We start from the raw sequence: 15,006 nt of genomic DNA, 5'->3' as shown, positions 1-15,006 counted from the left end.
TTATGAAATTTGAAACAAAGAATGGGCACTTGATCTGGGATGGCTGCGATACCGTCGCTTTAGCAGAAAAATTCGGCACACCGCTGTATGTTTTTTCCCAAACAATGATCGAAGAGAAATGTCAGGAGCTGCAACGTGACTTTGTTGAGAAGTATGACAAGGTTCGTGTGGCCTTTGCTAGTAAAGCCTTCTCAACTTTGGCCATGCTGAAGATCATTCAGCAGCAAGGGTTTTCGCTAGATGTCGTGTCAGACGGCGAACTGTATACCGCGATCAAAGCAGTTTTTCCAGCGGAGCAGATCGAGATGAACGGCAATAATAAATCGATTGAAGAATTAGAAATGGCGATCGATTACGGCGTTGGACGAATCATTGTCGACAGTTTGCAGGAAGTAGATCTGATTGCGGCGATCGCCAAAGAAAAGCAAAAAGTCGTCAACATTTTGTTTCGGATCACACCCGAAGTCAATGTTACCACTCATTCTTTTATTTCCACCGGCCAAAAGGATTCTAAATTCGGGATTCCAATTGACGAAGAAATTTTATTTCCGCAAATAAAAAAAGCGATCGACACACCCGAAGTGAATTTTTTAGGCTTTCATTTTCACGTAGGCAGCCAGCTGTTTGATAATCAAGCTCACTTGGCGGCGGTGGGAATCGCTCTGGATTTAGTCAAAGTGGTCAAAGAACGTTATGATTATGTGATTGAGGAGTTGAATTTCGGCGGCGGTTTTGGGGTGCGTTATACTGATGCGGACCAGCCGAAGCCGTTTAGCTATTTCACGGATCCAATGATGAAGCTTGTCTTAGCTTTTTGCGAAAAAGAAAGTTATCCTCAACCGGCAGTGGTGATCGAGCCGGGCCGCAGTATCGTGGCTGAAGCGGGAATCAGTTTGCATACTATCGGTGCAATCAAAGAATTGCCGGGCTTACGGAAATATGTCAGTATCGACGGTGGGATGACGGACAATATTCGACCGGGTTTGTATCAAGCGGAGTATACCGGCGTTTTAGCCAATCAAGCCGATCAACCAGCGGTAGAAACGGTCACTGTTTCCGGTAAGGCCTGTGAAAGTACCGATATTTTAGTCAAAGATATCCAACTGCCTAAGGTTGAAGCAGGGGATATTTTCGCTACCTTCTCAACGGGAGCATACGGCTATTCAATGGCCAATAACTATAATAAATTGGCGATTCCAGCGGTGGTTTTAACCAAAGCCGGGAAGGCGGAAGTCATCGTCAAACGTCAAAGTTTAGATCAAATCATCCAAAATGAAGTGATCCCGGATTTTTTACAGTAAAAATTGAAATGAGGGTATGAAATGGAGATTCCTTTTTATAAAATGCAAGGAGCAGGCAATGATTTCATTTTAATTGACAATCAAGCCTTGCAATTTTCTACGGAAGTACTAACTAAATTTGCTGCTCGCGTCTGTACTCGTCGCGTCTCAGTCGGTGCGGATACCGTGATCGTGATTGAAGCATCACGCGGGATGGGGGATTTTTATGCCCGCTTCTTCAACGCTGACGGATCTGAGGCAGAAATGTGCGGGAACGGCGCTCGCTGTGTCGCCCGCTATGCCTATGAACAAGGCTTGGCTGATGAAAAAATGGTGATTGAAACGATTGCCGGCAATGTCCCAGCAGAGCGAATCAATACTAGAACATATCGCGTACAGCTAAATTCGCCAACGGTTTTTGAAGCGGATAAAAAAATCCAAGTCGATGGCAAAGAGCTAACCGTTGATTATGTCGAACTAGGCGACCCTGGAATTCCCCATCTAGTTGTCTATCAGCCGGACTTAGCCATGACGGAGCTCGAAACCATTTTTGATTTAGCCCGGAAGCTGCGTAACCATCCAGCGTTTGAAAAGGGGGCAAATGTCAATTTTTATGACATCCTTTCTGATCAAACGGTCGTGGAACGGACGTATGAGCGAGGAGTGGAGGATTTCACCTTAGCTTGTGGAACCGGAACAGGCTCGACTGCTTATGTCTTAAACAAAAAAGAATTGACTCAAGTAAACCCAGTCACCATCGAAGTACTAGGCGGTGCGTTGCAAGTTGAAGTCGTGGCTGAAGAACTTTATTTGATCGGTGATACTAATATGGTGGCTGCCGGGACGATTTTGGATGATGATTTGTTCTTAGATTAAACATTTGAAAAAGGTGCTTGCGAAAGTTCAGCAAGCATCTTTTTTTAGCCAATAATCGTTATTGACGTCGTATCCCACAAAACTTATCATAAAAAAAGAACGAGTTTTAGGAGGACAAAATGAAAAAATTCAAGAAGATGGTGGCGATCGAACCAACGAAACTACTGCCAGAGTGGGATCAAAAATTGAAAGAGTACGCGGAAGAAGCGATTTTTTACACTGATATCCCGCAAGATGCTCAAACGATCATTGAGCGGATTGGCGACGCGGATTGCGTGATGCTGAGCTTTACTAGTTTTATTGATCGTCAAGTGTTGGATGCTTGTCCGAATATTCGCTACATTGGAATTTGTGCCAGTTTGTATGCGCCGGAAAATGCTAACGTTGATATTTTGTATGCCAATGAAAAGGGCATCGTAGTGACCGGCGTGCGGGATTATGGCGATGAAGGCGTCAAGGAATATGCGATTAGTGAGCTGGTCCGTCTGCTGCAAGGACGGGGGCCCGCGATGTGGAAAGAGGAGCCGTTGGAATTGACGGATGTCAAAGTTGGGATTGTTGGTATGGGAACGGTAGGCAGCTTACTTGCCAGAACAATGGAATTTTTTGGGATGGATGTGAATTATTTCAGCCGAACTCGTAAGCCTGGGCTTGAAAAGGAATTGGGCATGGATTATTTGCCGCTAACTGAGTTATTAGGAAACGTCGATATATTGATTACTTGTTTGAATAAAAATGTGGTGCTACTTGATGAAGCGGCTTTTGCAACATTCGGCAATGGAAAAATTTTGATGAATGTCTCGATCGCCCCTTCCCATGAAATACCAGCTTTGAAAAACTGGTTGGCGCAACCGGGAAATTTTGCTTTCAGCGATACGGAAGCTGGGTTAGGTGCAGAAGTGATTGATTTATCTAATGCTTTCACGGGGAAAACCAACGCGGGCTTGACGTCACTGGCTAAAGTGCGATTGGCGCAAAAAGTAATAAAAAACATCGAAGTCTTCCAAACTAAAGGATAAACAATTCAATCGATTTCCCAACTAAATGTAATGAGATGTTACACACTTTGTTTCTTTTTCAAAATTATTTTTATTTCGTGTTATATAACCTTGCATAGGTTATTGCCTTTTTAATTGAGAGTCGCTATGATTAAAAAAAGCTGCTATGTATGAGAACACGTCGATTAAAAAGAAATGGGGAAAAGCAATGGAGTATCGCTATATCGTGCAGGTAGAAACATTGGTGGGAGAGCGGATAGAAGAATATTTCAAGACCTATCGTGAAGCATTGTGCTGTGCGACCAATTACGAACGGGTCAAAATGAGTAAGATTTTAAAGTTGGGCGAATTAGTTAACGAATTTAATTATTAATAAAAAAGGATCCGCTTACGAGCGAATCCTTTTTTTATGGCGTGTGTCAATTAGGTTGCCAACGACAAAAATAATGATTCCTAGCCAAATAAAGGCGAAAGCAATAAATTGCGGTAACTGATAAGGTTCATGAAATAGGAAGATCGCCATAATCAGCATGATCGTAGGGTTGATGTATTGTAAAAAGCCGATCGTGATATAGGATAATTTTTTTACCGCGGTAGCGAATAGTAATAAGGGAATCGCTGTTACGATCCCAGCTCCCATCAGCAGCAGATTTGTCATCAATGAATAATTCATGAAGCCTACATCTGACAAGAAAAATAAATAAATTAAGCCGATTGGTACAATGATCAATGTCTCTAAGGTGATGCTGGTCGCTGCACTTAAATTCAACTGTTTCTTAGTTAATCCGTAGAGACAAAAGCTCGTAGCTAGCAGCAGCGAGTTGATAGGGAAGACGCCAGTTTGAATCGTTAGTAAAACGACGCCGGTCAATGCGGCCAGACTCGCTAGCTTGGCTTGTCTTGATAAAGGTTCTTTCAGATAAAAGGCGCCGGCTAAAACATTTAACAACGGATTGATGTAATAGCCTAGGCTGGCTTGCTGGACTTGGCCGATGGAGACGGTGTAAATAAAGACACCCCAGTTGATTGAAATCAGAAAAGCGGCTGAAATAATCGCGATGGTGTGGCGCCGACTTTTTAGCAACTCTTTGACTTCTTGAATGAATAGCGGAATTTTTTTTAAAGCGATTAAGTAGAGCGTCATAAAAATCAATGACCAAAAAATCCGATAGAACAACACATCCACCGAACCGACTTCGCCTAATAATTTCCAATAAAGGGGTAGGATACCCCAAATGATATAAGCACTGAAACCATATAACAATCCCGAATCTTTTTTCACTTTGCCCTCCTTCAAGCATGAATGCCATGCACTATATTCAATGTCATGTGTTCATTCTAACATAAAAGGATTCTCTCTTTGAGCAAAATAAAAACTTCTCTGCCGTAAATGACAGAGAAGTTTTGAGAGCAATTTTTAGTCGATTTTAGTGGTGCCGCTGCCGATATGGGCAACGTAAAAGTCAGGCGCGTAGCCTACAACTTTAAGGTATTCATCGTAAACATTATTTTTGAAAGCTGGAATGGTTTCTTCTTTGACTAAGGCGATCGCACATCCACCAAAGCCGGCACCAGTCATTCGGGCGCCTAATACGCCATCTTGTTTTTGCGCAGCATCAACCAGTGTATCTAACTCGATGCCAGTCACTTCATAGTCGTGTCGTAGCGAATGATGAGAAGCGTTCAGCAATTTTCCGAAGGCGGCTAAATTACCTTTTTCTAACTCTGTTTTGGCGATCAAGGTCCGTTGATTTTCTGTAACGGCATGGCGAGCGCGACGGGTCAAAGTATCATCACCAATCAAAGCAGTATTGGCTTCAAAGGTTGCTTCATCCAATTCTCCTAAGGCTTGGATGTCTAATTTCTTTTGCAAGCGAGCCAAGGCTTCTTCACATTCGCTACGGCGTTCGTTGTATTTTGAATCAGCCAATTCACGGCGTTTGTTAGTATTCATGATCACTACTGCGTAGTCGCCTAATTTCACTGGTACCATTTCATATTTCAATGTATTGGTATCTAATAAGATCGCTTTATCTACTTCACCAAAGCCGATGGCAAATTGATCCATAATGCCTGAATTGACGCCGATAAACTCGTTTTCCACTTTTTTTCCTGTTTGCACCAGTTCGAGACGATCAGTATCTAAAGCGAAGATGTCTTCAAGCATGACGCCGACTAATAATTCCAACGAAGCACTGCTGGAAAGCCCTGCTCCATTCGGAATCGTTCCTTCGACTAATAATTCAAAGCCGTGGTCGATCGTATGACCGGCTTCTTTTAATTTTAGAACCATGCCTTTCACGTAGTTGGCCCAGTTGTCTTTTTTATCGAAAGTCAAGTCATCCAGTGTAAAGGTGATGACGCCGATTTCATCGAAGTTGGTTGAATAAACCAAGACTTTGTTGTCTTCGCGAGGAGCTGCCAAGCCATATGTTCCGTAAGTGATTGAGGCTGGGAAAACGTGTCCACCATTGTAATCGGTATGTTCGCCGATCAAGTTGATCCGGCCGGGAGAAAAATAATGAGTCGTTGTTTTAGGGCCGAAAATTTCAGCAAATTTTGTGTTTAACGCTTGTTTGATTTCCATCTTAGTTCGCTTCTTTCAATTTAATTTTAAATTCGGTCGTTGATTCAAAAGGCTGCATCGGCGCTATCGCGATTGAGCCAAAGTCAGGAAACTGCTCGGCCCCTGGTGCGACCTGTGTTTCAAAGGTGATTCCGCCATGATTAACGAGCTTAGAGCCACGCATTTCAGGACCGTCTTCACCAAAATTAGCGGAGAAAATAACCACGCTTGGGGCATCCGTACTCATTTCAACCTCCACTGAACCGTCGGGGCTGGTAAGTTTTGCGGCAGGATTTTCTAAGGTATGCTCCTTCAAGAAGAAGGGATGGTCGAAGCCGCCGAATTGATCTTTTTGTTCATCAGAAGCAGCAAAAGCATCGCCTAATTTTCGCGGCGTTTGAAAATCAAAAGCGCTTCCTGTGCTCTTTGCGATTTCTCCTGTCGGCAAAACATCTGTGCTAACAGGGGCAAAGTGATCGCTGTTTAACCAAAGGGTATGCTCGTCGATGGACTGAGCTGGATCACCAGTTAGATTAAAATAGACATGATTGGTTGGGTTGAAGAGCGTCAGCTGATCAGTCGTGCCTTTGATTGTTAAACGCCAAACATTGTCCTTCGTCAAGGTATAACGGACTTCAACGGTCAAATTGCCAGGAAAGCCATGCTCACCATCAGGACTGAGTGTTTTGAAAAGTACTGAGGCTTCCTCTTCACCGTCTTCGATCGTATATTCCCAATTCTTTGCTTCAAAACTTGCTGGGCCGCCGTGTAAGGTGTGACCAGTCGCCGGGTCCGTCTCAACTTGATAATTTTTCCCCGCAAGTGTGAAATGACCATGCTGGATACGGCCGGCTGTCCGCCCGATTGAGGCGCCGATATAAGGATCTTTTTCCAAATATTCTTCAGCAGAATCAAAGCCTAGGATCAATTCAGTATCCTTGCCTAGGCGAACAATCCGTGCACCTAAGTTAGAGACAGATAGGCGGAAACCGTGTTCATTTTCAAGTGTAATCAAGTGATACCCTTTGCCAAAATCTTTTTCGCTAATTTTCATGTGTAAAACCTCTCTTATTGTTCTTTTATACCAGTTTTTCTGAAGATAGTACCTGATATCAGTTTATCGATTAATAACCAAAGTGACAAGCTCACCGCTTTCATTTCAGCTGGGAATCGAAAAAAAAACCGACCGCCTGTTAAAGAACATTTTCACTATCCTTACTCTAACAAGAAACCGTTTTCGAGAACATATATTTCTGTGACGACTATTTAACTTTTTGTTGCATTTTATTAAGTGGTTGTCCAAAATAATCAAGCAACAAAATAGGAGAACAGCAAACCCGGTCAGTCGCAACGTATAAAGATCCATCAGGTATGATGCCTCCTCTAAAAATATCATTGACAGTTATAGGATAGCAAAAAAGAGAATCGAGACAAAGTCGCGTCTCGATTCTCTGTTGATAAAGCTATTTTTTATGAAAGAAAAACCAGAGTTCTTTTAACACCCAGATTGTCGCTACCAAAAGTGTAATGAAAAAAAATTGTTGAAAAATTATATGATTGGATATTTTTAAATCGAGGTAAGGAAGTTTTTCCTGGAGCAGTAAGGTACTGGGAACGATTAAACAAATTAGAAGTGTTTGCACAGCTTGCTTGAGCCGATTCTTCATGATTCCTCGCATCCTTTGTGTTTGATAAGCTAAGCATAGCATGTAAAAAAAGGAAATTTTGGATTTATCAATAAATTTTCCAGCGGCAAAAAAATTTGGGCTCGTGAGTAAATTGTCTTTGATTCAGCGGAGGTATTATGATGAAGTTATTGTATAATAAAAGTTGAAAATAAAAGGAGGGAGTCCCAATGGAGCAGGCGCTTTTTTTAAAAAAGGAGCAGCATCAGTTGAAAAATGGGCTGCAATTTAATTTTTGCGGATTCTCGAAATCACTGCCCTTCCATTCTTTTGGTCCGGCGATTCGGCAACAGTACATCTTACATATCGTGATGGAGGGTAAAGGGACCTATCAAGTCAAGAATCAGCAGTTTCACTTAAAAAAAGGTGATCTCTTTTTGATTCGTCCCGGTGATTCGACGTTTTATTTAGCGGATGGAGAAGATCCGTGGATGTATTGCTGGCTTTCTTTTAGTGGGGCAGATGCCGCAGAGCTTGTTTCCCATTCGCTGTTTAAAGAGGATCAGTATACGATGGTTTCTTCCGACATTCAAAAATACATTGAGGTGATTTTGGCTTGTTTTCCTTATGCAGCTGAGACGATTGAAAATGAGGTGCATTTGAGCGAGCTGGCTTACCGTTTTCTAGGGGTATTATTAGCAGATGGTGGAAAAATTCAAGTAGGCGAGCAAAAAAATTATTCACCACTGGCAGTGGAAGCGGTGGAATACATTGATGCTCATTATGGTGAGGCCTTAACGGTCGAAGGAATTGCCCAGCACTTAGCAATCAATCGCAGTCATTTGTCACGCGTTTTTCGCAATCATATGGCGATTAGCTTGAAAGAATATATTCTGGGTGTACGGATTAATCGTGGGGCGTTTTTATTGTCCCAGACAGACAGATCGGTGGAGCAGATCGCGGAGGAAGTGGGCTTCAATAGTCTGGTGGTCTTTAGCCGTATGTTTAAAAAGATGACTGGCGAGACCGCCACGGCATATCGTAAACGAATGAAAAATGATGAGTTCACCAGTGTCTCCTTAAATGAGCTAAAAAAACGATTAAAGCAACAAGCCTTCGTGAACCGGGCTACTTAGGAAAGTGAGCGTTTACAAAGTTTTTTGGATACCCTATACTTAAATTAGAATGAGTTAGGAGGAACCTCCCATGAAAAAAGCGAGCGAAATGACGGTCGAAGAACTAGGGGCTTATATTGATCAGTCGGTGTTGAAGCCAGATTTCACGGAAGCAGAGATTCGCCAATATATCCAGGAAGGGATCGATTATCATTGCGCGACGGTGTGTATCAATCCCGCTTCTTTGGATATTGCCGCGGAAATGCTAAAAGGGACAAATACGAAGATTTGTGTCGTCTGTGATTTTCCGTTTGGTACGAGTACGACCGCTTCTAAAGTGTTGCAGGCGGAGACGTATTGTCAGCGGGAAGATATTTACGAATTAGATATCGTGGCTAATTTTGGTTGGCTACGCAGTGGAAAATACGATGATGTGACGCGAGAGCTGAAGATCGTAGTGGAAGCGTGCCACGCTCATGGGACTGCCGTGAAGGTTATTTTTGAAACGGATACGTTAAACGAAGAACAAATTCGCCAAGCCTGTGAATGCGCGATTGCGGCAGAGGCTGACTTTGTTAAAACCAGTACCGGCTTTATTACGGGCTATGAAAACAAAGGGGCTACGACAGAAGTCATCAAGCTGATGATGGATCAGTGCCAAGGCCGGATCAAGATCAAAGGCAGCGGTGGGATTCGCACACGAGAGCATTTTCTAGAACTAATTGATTTAGGCATTGATCGGATGGGCATCGGCTTTAAATCAACCCCTGTTGTCTTAGGATTGGACCAATAGCAATGGAAGAAGCGTTGATTTTTGAAACACGAGCGGCCTTTAGAAAGTGGTTGAGGAAAAACGCGACCACCAGTAAAGGGGTTTGGCTGACTTTTAGCAAGACCAAACGCCTTAAAACTTTAAAAGCTAGTGAAGCATTAGAAGAAGCACTTTGCTTTGGTTGGATCGACGGTTTGATGAAAAAATTTGATGAAGATTCTTATCTTAAGTATTTTTCGCTGCGTCGCAAAAATAGCAAATGGTCCCAGAAAAATAAGACCCTCGTCGCAAAACTGGAAAAAGCCGGATTGATGACTGAGTTGGGTCGGGAAAAAATCGTTGAAGCCAAGGAGAATGGTCAATGGGATAAAGCGACGAGACCGTCAGATATCACGCCAGACCAAATCGCCCAACTGGCAAAATTACTTGAAGTCAATCAAGCGGCCTATAAAAATTTTCAAGAAATGTCGCCTTCGATCCAAAAAACCTATACTCGGGCTTATTTTGATGCCAAAACAGCCGCGGGCCAAGAAAAACGGTTGGCTTGGATCATGGAACGAACAGAGCAAAACTTAAAACCGATGTAAATGCAAATGGACAGTCCTTGCTAGGACTGTCCATTTTTATCTTCGATCAATTAATGACTGATATAATGCTGAAGCGGCTTTTGATAGATCGTGCCATTTTCATTACCGGTATTTAGCTGCTGAGCCAATAAATAGCCAATATAAGGTCCTGTCGTCAAACCGGAAGAACCAAGCCCGCTAGCGACTAATAGCTCCGGACTTAACCGACCAAAAAAGGGTGCGAAGTCTGATGTATAAGCACGAGTTCCCACGCGATACTGCATTGGTGCGGAAAAAATTTGCTGTGGATCGGCCAAAAATTTATGGGCACTGGAAGTAAGCTGTTGGAAAGCTTCCTGTGTTGCTGCTAAATCCCAGCCAGCCTCATTCTCATGGGTTGCACCAAGTAAAATTTTGCCATCCATGAAGGGAATCAAATCCGCCTCACCATCCAACATTGCTACAGGAAAAGTCCCACTGTCAGCAATCGTCGTTTGAAACACTAGAAGCTGGCCTTTTTGTGGTCGTAAATCCACTTGGTAGCCTAAAGGAGCTAGTAGCTCTTTTAAGTGGGGGCCTGCCGTAATAATGATTTGATCGAAAGCGATTGATTGGTTATCCAACAAAATAGTCTGAGAATCACTTAGGGTGACTCGTTTAGCGATAAAATTTACGCCCTTTGCCTCGGCAGTTTGTTTCAAGCGTTTCAAATAGGCCTTGCCGTCTAGACGACCACCGCCACTGATTTTGATGGCTGGTACCGGTTTTAATAGTGGCAGTGCCGCTTTGGTTTGTTCCGGTAATAATTTTTCAATCGTGCCGATTTCTGGCGCGTCTTTTTTTCGTTCAGCAGCTAAGGCCAATAATTCTTCTACCTGTTTTTCTGGTCGGATAATCAGCGTGCCGGCTTGCTGATAAATCGTTTGATCTAGTTGATAGTCTTGCCGGAGTTTTGGAAAAAATGCTGCTCCGTCCTTAGCTAATTGATACCACTTTTGATTGCGGCGCTTAGACAGCCAAGGTGAAATAATCCCCGCACTGGCAGAGGTTGCTTGCCCAATACCTTCGTCAAATAAGGTCACGTCAAATTTATTCAAGTCTAAATAATTTGCCAGCGTCATCCCGATGATGCCGCCTCCGATGATTGCGATTCTTTCCACGTACTTCACTTCTTTCTGCTGTTGATTCTGCCATAAGAAAAAAATTTTTTCAAATAATCTGACATGTTTTACTTTACCTGTCGTAGTAATTGACGTACAATGATTACAACGACAGATGAAGTAATCTTTAGGAGGTGGCAAAATGATTTCAAGCGATGGTATTCGCGGTTACAATGATGTAATCATTTTGTCCGTATTGAAGGAAGGGGATTCTTATGGGTATGCGGTCTCTCAAAAAATTCGCGAGATCAGTCAAGCAATCTACGTCATTAAGGAAACCACTTTATACTCCGCCTTCAACCGGCTAGAAAAAAATGATTATATCCGTTCCTATCCGGGAGAAGTGACCCACGGGAAAAAGAGAACGTATTATCAAATCACAGATAAAGGGCTGACTTTTTTAGCGGAAAAGCGCGAGGAATGGCAGCAGACTAAAAAAGTTGTGAACCGATTTATGAAAGAAGGGTAAAAAATGGAGACGATTAGAAATTATATAGAGACGTTGTTCCTTGAGTTTCCCAATACACAAGAAGTGCAGCGCGCGAAGCAGGAAATTCTATCTATTATGGAAGACCATTATTTGGCGTTGCTTGACGAAGGAAAAAGTGAACATGAAGCGATTGGGCAAGTGATCAGTGAGTTCGGATCGGTAGATGAACTGCGAGAAGAGCTACAGTTCACTACGCGAGAACGGGAACCGGAAAATGGGATTGAAGAAGAGGAAATGTATTATTACCTTACGGAGCGCAAAAAAATCGCTTTGGGACTGAGTCTGGGGATCAGCGGCTGCTTGTTGGCGGTTGGAACGTTGATTGGACTGAGTGTAACTGGGGCACAGGTCTTTGGTGTACTGCTCTTTTTCATTATTTTAGCTGCGAGTGTGGGTGTGATTATTTATAATGGGATGCAGTTTGCAAAAATCGGCGCTCAGTTAAGTGATCGCTATGTATCGGCGTCGTTAAACGAAGAAGCCAATCGCATGAAGCAAGGCTATCAAAAAAGTTTTCAAATTAGTTTGGTCTTTGGTATTTGTATCTGTGTTTTATGCGTGGCCCCGGTCCTTTTTTTCCAGATGTTTACCTATGCGGAATACGGCATTCCGATGATGTTTCTTTTTTTGGCAGTCGGTGTCTTCTTGATCATTTACGGCAGTATCAATTACACCAGTTTTGACAAGTTCATCACAGCAAAATATTTTGTCGTTGATGAGGACAAACCAGGTCCTAACGCGATGTATGAAAAGTATGGCGATTCAGCTCGCACCAAACATGTCCTTGAGCGAATTTATTGGCCGCTGATTACGATGATTTATTTTGGCTGGTCCTTTTTGACTCATTCGTGGGGCTATAGCTGGATAATTTTTGTCATGGCTGGAATTTTTTACAGTGTCGTGGAGGCCATCTTCATAAAAAAGTAGCATAGGCTATACACGTGATCTCGCAGCAGCTAGCTGCGGGATTTTTTTCAGTTATGCTTTTCGCAAGTTACTTAGTTTTTTGACTAATATTCGGATTCGGCTACGAAAAAAAAATTAGTTTTCCCACTAACGTTTTGAAGGGAGAAAACTAATTTTTTTGCGTATTTATAAGCTCTTATTAAACTTCTTGATCTTTTTTATGGCCCATTCATAGTGGCTGGAAGTGGCTGACACAAAGTAGCTGCCTAGTGTGCTTCCGCCGACCCACGAAAAGGCACCTTTAGAAAACAATTCATCATTTGAAAATTGTTGGGCTAAGTCCATTACTTTTTCATGGGTCGTTTGAAGAAGTTTCAAGGCTTCGTCATAGCTGGTAGTTTGATGTTTTTCCCAGAATTCTACATTCATCGCGCCGTAAGTTTTCCAATTATAGCCTTCTTTTAAAAACTGTTTAGGCGTACCTGCTTGATTTGCTTCGATCCAATCTAACAGTAATTGATGCCATTCGTATAGATGGATCAATATGTCTCTTAAATTTTTATCTCGCTTCCAGTGGGCTTGCTTTTCTTTTTCAACATCGAATGTAAAGGTCTGATTTAATTTTTCTGCTGGAATCGTGTTTAATAGATCCATCATTTTGGTATAGGATTGGTTGCTTGCATCCATGAGTTCATTTTTGTTTTTAGGTCGAGCCATGAGAAATCCTCCTAATCGATTGTGTTAAAAACAAGGGACGGACAGTCTTTCTATCTTTTATTTTAGCGAACCTCATTGGTTTAGTAAAGAAATCTCGGAGGCTCGTTTCTCATGCAATCTTTATACGTAAATCATTGACAAAAAATAGAAAGCAACTTAAACTAAAAACGAACATATGTTTGCTTTTTAGAGAGGTGATTTTGATGAATATTTACGAAGGAGAGCCAGTCAGAGATGTTTTTTGTATGGACTCAAAAAGTTTTTACGCTAGCGTTGAATGCGTGGAGCATGGCTGGCATCCATTAAAAACATTGTTGGTAGTCATGAGCGGTGATCGTGAAAATGCGGGCTTAGTGTTAGCTGCCAGTCCGATGGCAAAAAAAGTTTTAGGGATCAGCAATGTCAGCCGCGGATTTGAAATTCCCAATCATCCGGATTTGAAGATCGTACCGCCACGAATGACACTTTACATTCAGTATCATATGCGCATCCAAGAGATTTTCCGGCAATACATGGCGGAGGAAGATATTCATACATATAGCATCGATGAACAATTTGGTGATCTAACTCATAGTTGGAAATTATTCGGCAATAGCTCAGCTGAAGTCGGGCAGATGATCCAAAAAGAGGTCATTGAGAACCTGGGGATTTATACTTCTTTGGGAATGGGGGACAATCCCTTGCAGGCCAAAATCGCGATGGATATTGAAGCCAAGCATGAAAAAAATCGTTTTGCCCAATGGCATTATCAAGACGTACCGGAAAAAATTTGGCCAATCAAGCTTAGTGATTTTTGTGGGATCGGTCGTCGAATGGAGCGGCGTTATCAATTGATGGGAATGCAAACGATGGGGGATTTGGCCCATAATGATCCTTTTGTGTTGAAAAATCATTTTGGTGTGATGGGGATGCAGCATTACATGCATGCTTGGGGCATTGATCGCTCGATTCTAGCGGAGAAAGAGTTATATCCAAGCAAGGAAAAATCTATCGGCAATTCCCAAGTCTTGCCGAAAAATTACGCGCGTAAAGGGGGAATCTTAACAGTGGTTGCGGAGATCTGCGAACAAGTGGCGCAACGACTAAGAAAATCGGGCGTTTTAGGTGGTACATTGCACTTAGGGATCGGCTATGCTTTTCGCGGCGAGGGAAAGGGCGGTTTTCATCATCAGTTAAAGATACCGCCCACCAATCAAGGACGAGCATTGACCCGTACCGCAAGTTTACTATTTGAAAAATATTGGGATCAATCAGAGGTCCGTAATATTTCCATCACCGTTTCGTCACTGAAGTCAGCCGGCAGTTTACAGTTGAATCTGTTTGAAGATCCGCGGCAGACGATCAAAGAAGATCAAATCGATGACGTGATCGCCCAAATTCGGAATCGCTACAAGTTTACTTCGATTGTCAGGGCCCATTCCTTGAGTGAAGGGGCAACAGCGATTAAACGAGCCGGTCTTGTTGGTGGACACGCGGGTGGGATGGAAGGAATGGATTGAGATGTCTTATGACGATGAAAGCGCGAAACAACTTTTTATGGAGGCAAAACGTGTGTATCAAGATCGCGGAATGATGAAGTGGATTGGTTTTTATTTGTCCGATCATACAGCGGTGTTAAATAAGGAATCAAAGCAGCGAAAACAGCTTTATTTTGATAAAGGTCAAATGAGTATGGAAGCCATTGGTGAGCTTTTGCAAGCAGCCTATCTGCAAAATAAACGTGTCGCGATCCAGCTAGAAGCGTTAGACAGTGAAGGCCAATTTTTCCCTGATCTGGTAGGAAAGATTAGCGGGCAGAAAGAGCAGCAGATTTTTTTAAATGAAGAAGAGCGTGGAGTCCTGCGCTTTGAGTTAGAACAAATCCATCATGCGGAACTATTAGGTCCTAAAAAAATTCTCACACCAAAAGATTAAAATAAATAAAGCCTTGGCAGA

General features: G+C 42.6%; 16 protein-coding genes. 11 read left to right on the top strand and 5 right to left on the bottom strand.

All coding sequences use genetic code 11. The features are described 5' to 3' along the window. The first annotated feature begins 2 nt into the window (after window positions 1–2). The 4 genes from lysA to IGI54_RS13295 all read left to right on the top strand — a co-directional run bounded on the left by lysA (window position 3) and on the right by IGI54_RS13295 (window position 3,527). A complete protein-coding gene (lysA, locus tag IGI54_RS13310) occupies window positions 3–1,301 on the top strand; it encodes a diaminopimelate decarboxylase (RefSeq protein WP_430621936.1) in 1,299 nt (432 codons plus the stop codon). A 21-nt stretch (window positions 1,302–1,322) separates the two neighbouring features. After that, the gene (dapF, locus tag IGI54_RS13305; RefSeq protein ID WP_430621935.1) at window positions 1,323–2,156 is read left to right on the top strand and encodes a diaminopimelate epimerase; all 834 of its coding nucleotides are present in this window, start codon (window positions 1,323–1,325) and stop codon (window positions 2,154–2,156) included. Window positions 2,157–2,275: 119 nt separating this feature from the next. Further along, window positions 2,276–3,175 carry an NAD(P)-dependent oxidoreductase gene (locus tag IGI54_RS13300; RefSeq protein WP_430621934.1) on the top strand — a complete coding sequence of 300 codons (900 nt, stop codon included), beginning with the start codon at window positions 2,276–2,278 and terminating at the stop codon, window positions 3,173–3,175. A 187-nt stretch (window positions 3,176–3,362) separates the two neighbouring features. Beyond that, complete coding sequence (locus IGI54_RS13295; protein ID WP_216429986.1) at window positions 3,363–3,527, top strand: hypothetical protein; 165 nt, start codon at window positions 3,363–3,365, stop codon at window positions 3,525–3,527. A 15-nt stretch (window positions 3,528–3,542) separates the two neighbouring features. Here IGI54_RS13295 and rarD read toward each other — a convergent pair whose 3' ends face one another. The 3 genes from rarD to IGI54_RS13280 all read right to left on the bottom strand — a co-directional run bounded on the left by rarD (window position 3,543) and on the right by IGI54_RS13280 (window position 6,774). Next, a complete protein-coding gene (gene rarD, locus IGI54_RS13290) occupies window positions 3,543–4,436 on the bottom strand; it encodes an EamA family transporter RarD (RefSeq protein ID WP_430621933.1) in 894 nt (297 codons plus the stop codon). 135 nt (window positions 4,437–4,571) lie between these two features. Continuing rightward, window positions 4,572–5,741 carry a galactokinase gene (locus tag IGI54_RS13285; RefSeq protein WP_430621932.1) on the bottom strand — a complete coding sequence of 390 codons (1,170 nt, stop codon included), beginning with the start codon at window positions 5,739–5,741 and terminating at the stop codon, window positions 4,572–4,574. A gap of 1 nt (window position 5,742) precedes the next feature. Beyond that, window positions 5,743–6,774, bottom strand: a complete 1,032-nt coding sequence (locus IGI54_RS13280) for an aldose epimerase family protein (RefSeq protein WP_430621931.1) — start codon at window positions 6,772–6,774, stop codon at window positions 5,743–5,745. Window positions 6,775–7,575: 801 nt separating this feature from the next. Here IGI54_RS13280 and IGI54_RS13275 point away from each other — a divergent pair. The 3 genes from IGI54_RS13275 to IGI54_RS13265 all read left to right on the top strand — a co-directional run bounded on the left by IGI54_RS13275 (window position 7,576) and on the right by IGI54_RS13265 (window position 9,819). Continuing rightward, complete coding sequence (locus tag IGI54_RS13275) at window positions 7,576–8,481, top strand: AraC family ligand binding domain-containing protein (protein ID WP_430621930.1); 906 nt, start codon at window positions 7,576–7,578, stop codon at window positions 8,479–8,481. A gap of 70 nt (window positions 8,482–8,551) precedes the next feature. Then, window positions 8,552–9,253: a deoxyribose-phosphate aldolase gene (gene deoC, locus IGI54_RS13270; RefSeq protein ID WP_430621929.1), complete on the top strand. Its 702-nt coding sequence runs from the start codon at window positions 8,552–8,554 to the stop codon at window positions 9,251–9,253. A 2-nt stretch (window positions 9,254–9,255) separates the two neighbouring features. Next, window positions 9,256–9,819 (top strand): YdeI/OmpD-associated family protein, encoded by a 564-nt coding sequence (locus IGI54_RS13265; protein ID WP_430621928.1) that lies wholly within the window; start codon window positions 9,256–9,258, stop codon window positions 9,817–9,819. A gap of 50 nt (window positions 9,820–9,869) precedes the next feature. On the opposite strand, the gene IGI54_RS13260 is transcribed toward IGI54_RS13265, so the two are convergent. Beyond that, window positions 9,870–10,958 carry an NAD(P)/FAD-dependent oxidoreductase gene (locus IGI54_RS13260; protein ID WP_430621927.1) on the bottom strand — a complete coding sequence of 363 codons (1,089 nt, stop codon included), beginning with the start codon at window positions 10,956–10,958 and terminating at the stop codon, window positions 9,870–9,872. Between the two features lie 142 nt (window positions 10,959–11,100). Here IGI54_RS13260 and IGI54_RS13255 point away from each other — a divergent pair, with 142 nt between their 5' ends. Both IGI54_RS13255 and IGI54_RS13250 read left to right on the top strand, forming a co-directional pair. After that, entirely contained in the window at window positions 11,101–11,427 is a 327-nt protein-coding gene (locus tag IGI54_RS13255; protein ID WP_071862528.1) for a PadR family transcriptional regulator, read from the top strand. Between the two features lie 3 nt (window positions 11,428–11,430). Next, window positions 11,431–12,375: a permease prefix domain 1-containing protein gene (locus tag IGI54_RS13250; RefSeq protein ID WP_430621926.1), complete on the top strand. Its 945-nt coding sequence runs from the start codon at window positions 11,431–11,433 to the stop codon at window positions 12,373–12,375. Between the two features lie 165 nt (window positions 12,376–12,540). Here the strand turns inward: IGI54_RS13250 and IGI54_RS13245 are convergent, their stop codons facing one another. Beyond that, window positions 12,541–13,071: a ClbS/DfsB family four-helix bundle protein gene (locus IGI54_RS13245; protein ID WP_216429994.1), complete on the bottom strand. Its 531-nt coding sequence runs from the start codon at window positions 13,069–13,071 to the stop codon at window positions 12,541–12,543. A gap of 203 nt (window positions 13,072–13,274) precedes the next feature. Here IGI54_RS13245 and IGI54_RS13240 point away from each other — a divergent pair, with 203 nt between their 5' ends. Next, window positions 13,275–14,570: a Y-family DNA polymerase gene (locus IGI54_RS13240; protein ID WP_430621925.1), complete on the top strand. Its 1,296-nt coding sequence runs from the start codon at window positions 13,275–13,277 to the stop codon at window positions 14,568–14,570. Further along, window positions 14,548–14,985 carry a hypothetical protein gene (locus IGI54_RS13235; RefSeq protein ID WP_430621924.1) on the top strand — a complete coding sequence of 146 codons (438 nt, stop codon included), beginning with the start codon at window positions 14,548–14,550 and terminating at the stop codon, window positions 14,983–14,985. The genes IGI54_RS13240 and IGI54_RS13235 overlap by 23 nt, the downstream gene beginning before the upstream one ends. The last annotated feature ends 21 nt before the right edge of the window (window positions 14,986–15,006 follow it).

The sequence above is a fragment of the Enterococcus sp. DIV0800 genome, from assembly GCF_050559735.1.
GTDB classification, from domain to species: Bacteria; Bacillota; Bacilli; order Lactobacillales; family Enterococcaceae; genus Enterococcus_A; species Enterococcus_A devriesei.
This window is presented reverse-complemented; position numbering and strand designations above follow the sequence as displayed.

Bases quoted from the DNA above. Each gene is read 5' to 3' on its own strand.
- lysA (WP_430621936.1), top strand. From the start codon at position 3: ATGAAATTTGAAACAAAGAATGGGCACTTGATCTGGGATGGCTGCGAT.
- dapF (WP_430621935.1), top strand. From the start codon at position 1,323: ATGGAGATTCCTTTTTATAAAATGCAAGGAGCAGGCAATGATTTCATT.
- IGI54_RS13300 (WP_430621934.1), top strand. From the start codon at position 2,276: ATGAAAAAATTCAAGAAGATGGTGGCGATCGAACCAACGAAACTACTG.
- IGI54_RS13295 (WP_216429986.1), top strand. From the start codon at position 3,363: ATGGAGTATCGCTATATCGTGCAGGTAGAAACATTGGTGGGAGAGCGG.
- IGI54_RS13285 (WP_430621932.1), bottom strand. From the start codon at position 5,741: ATGGAAATCAAACAAGCGTTAAACACAAAATTTGCTGAAATTTTCGGC.
- IGI54_RS13280 (WP_430621931.1), bottom strand. From the start codon at position 6,774: ATGAAAATTAGCGAAAAAGATTTTGGCAAAGGGTATCACTTGATTACA.
- IGI54_RS13275 (WP_430621930.1), top strand. From the start codon at position 7,576: ATGGAGCAGGCGCTTTTTTTAAAAAAGGAGCAGCATCAGTTGAAAAAT.
- deoC (WP_430621929.1), top strand. From the start codon at position 8,552: ATGAAAAAAGCGAGCGAAATGACGGTCGAAGAACTAGGGGCTTATATT.
- IGI54_RS13265 (WP_430621928.1), top strand. From the start codon at position 9,256: ATGGAAGAAGCGTTGATTTTTGAAACACGAGCGGCCTTTAGAAAGTGG.
- IGI54_RS13255 (WP_071862528.1), top strand. From the start codon at position 11,101: ATGATTTCAAGCGATGGTATTCGCGGTTACAATGATGTAATCATTTTG.
- IGI54_RS13250 (WP_430621926.1), top strand. From the start codon at position 11,431: ATGGAGACGATTAGAAATTATATAGAGACGTTGTTCCTTGAGTTTCCC.
- IGI54_RS13245 (WP_216429994.1), bottom strand. From the start codon at position 13,071: ATGGCTCGACCTAAAAACAAAAATGAACTCATGGATGCAAGCAACCAA.
- IGI54_RS13240 (WP_430621925.1), top strand. From the start codon at position 13,275: ATGAATATTTACGAAGGAGAGCCAGTCAGAGATGTTTTTTGTATGGAC.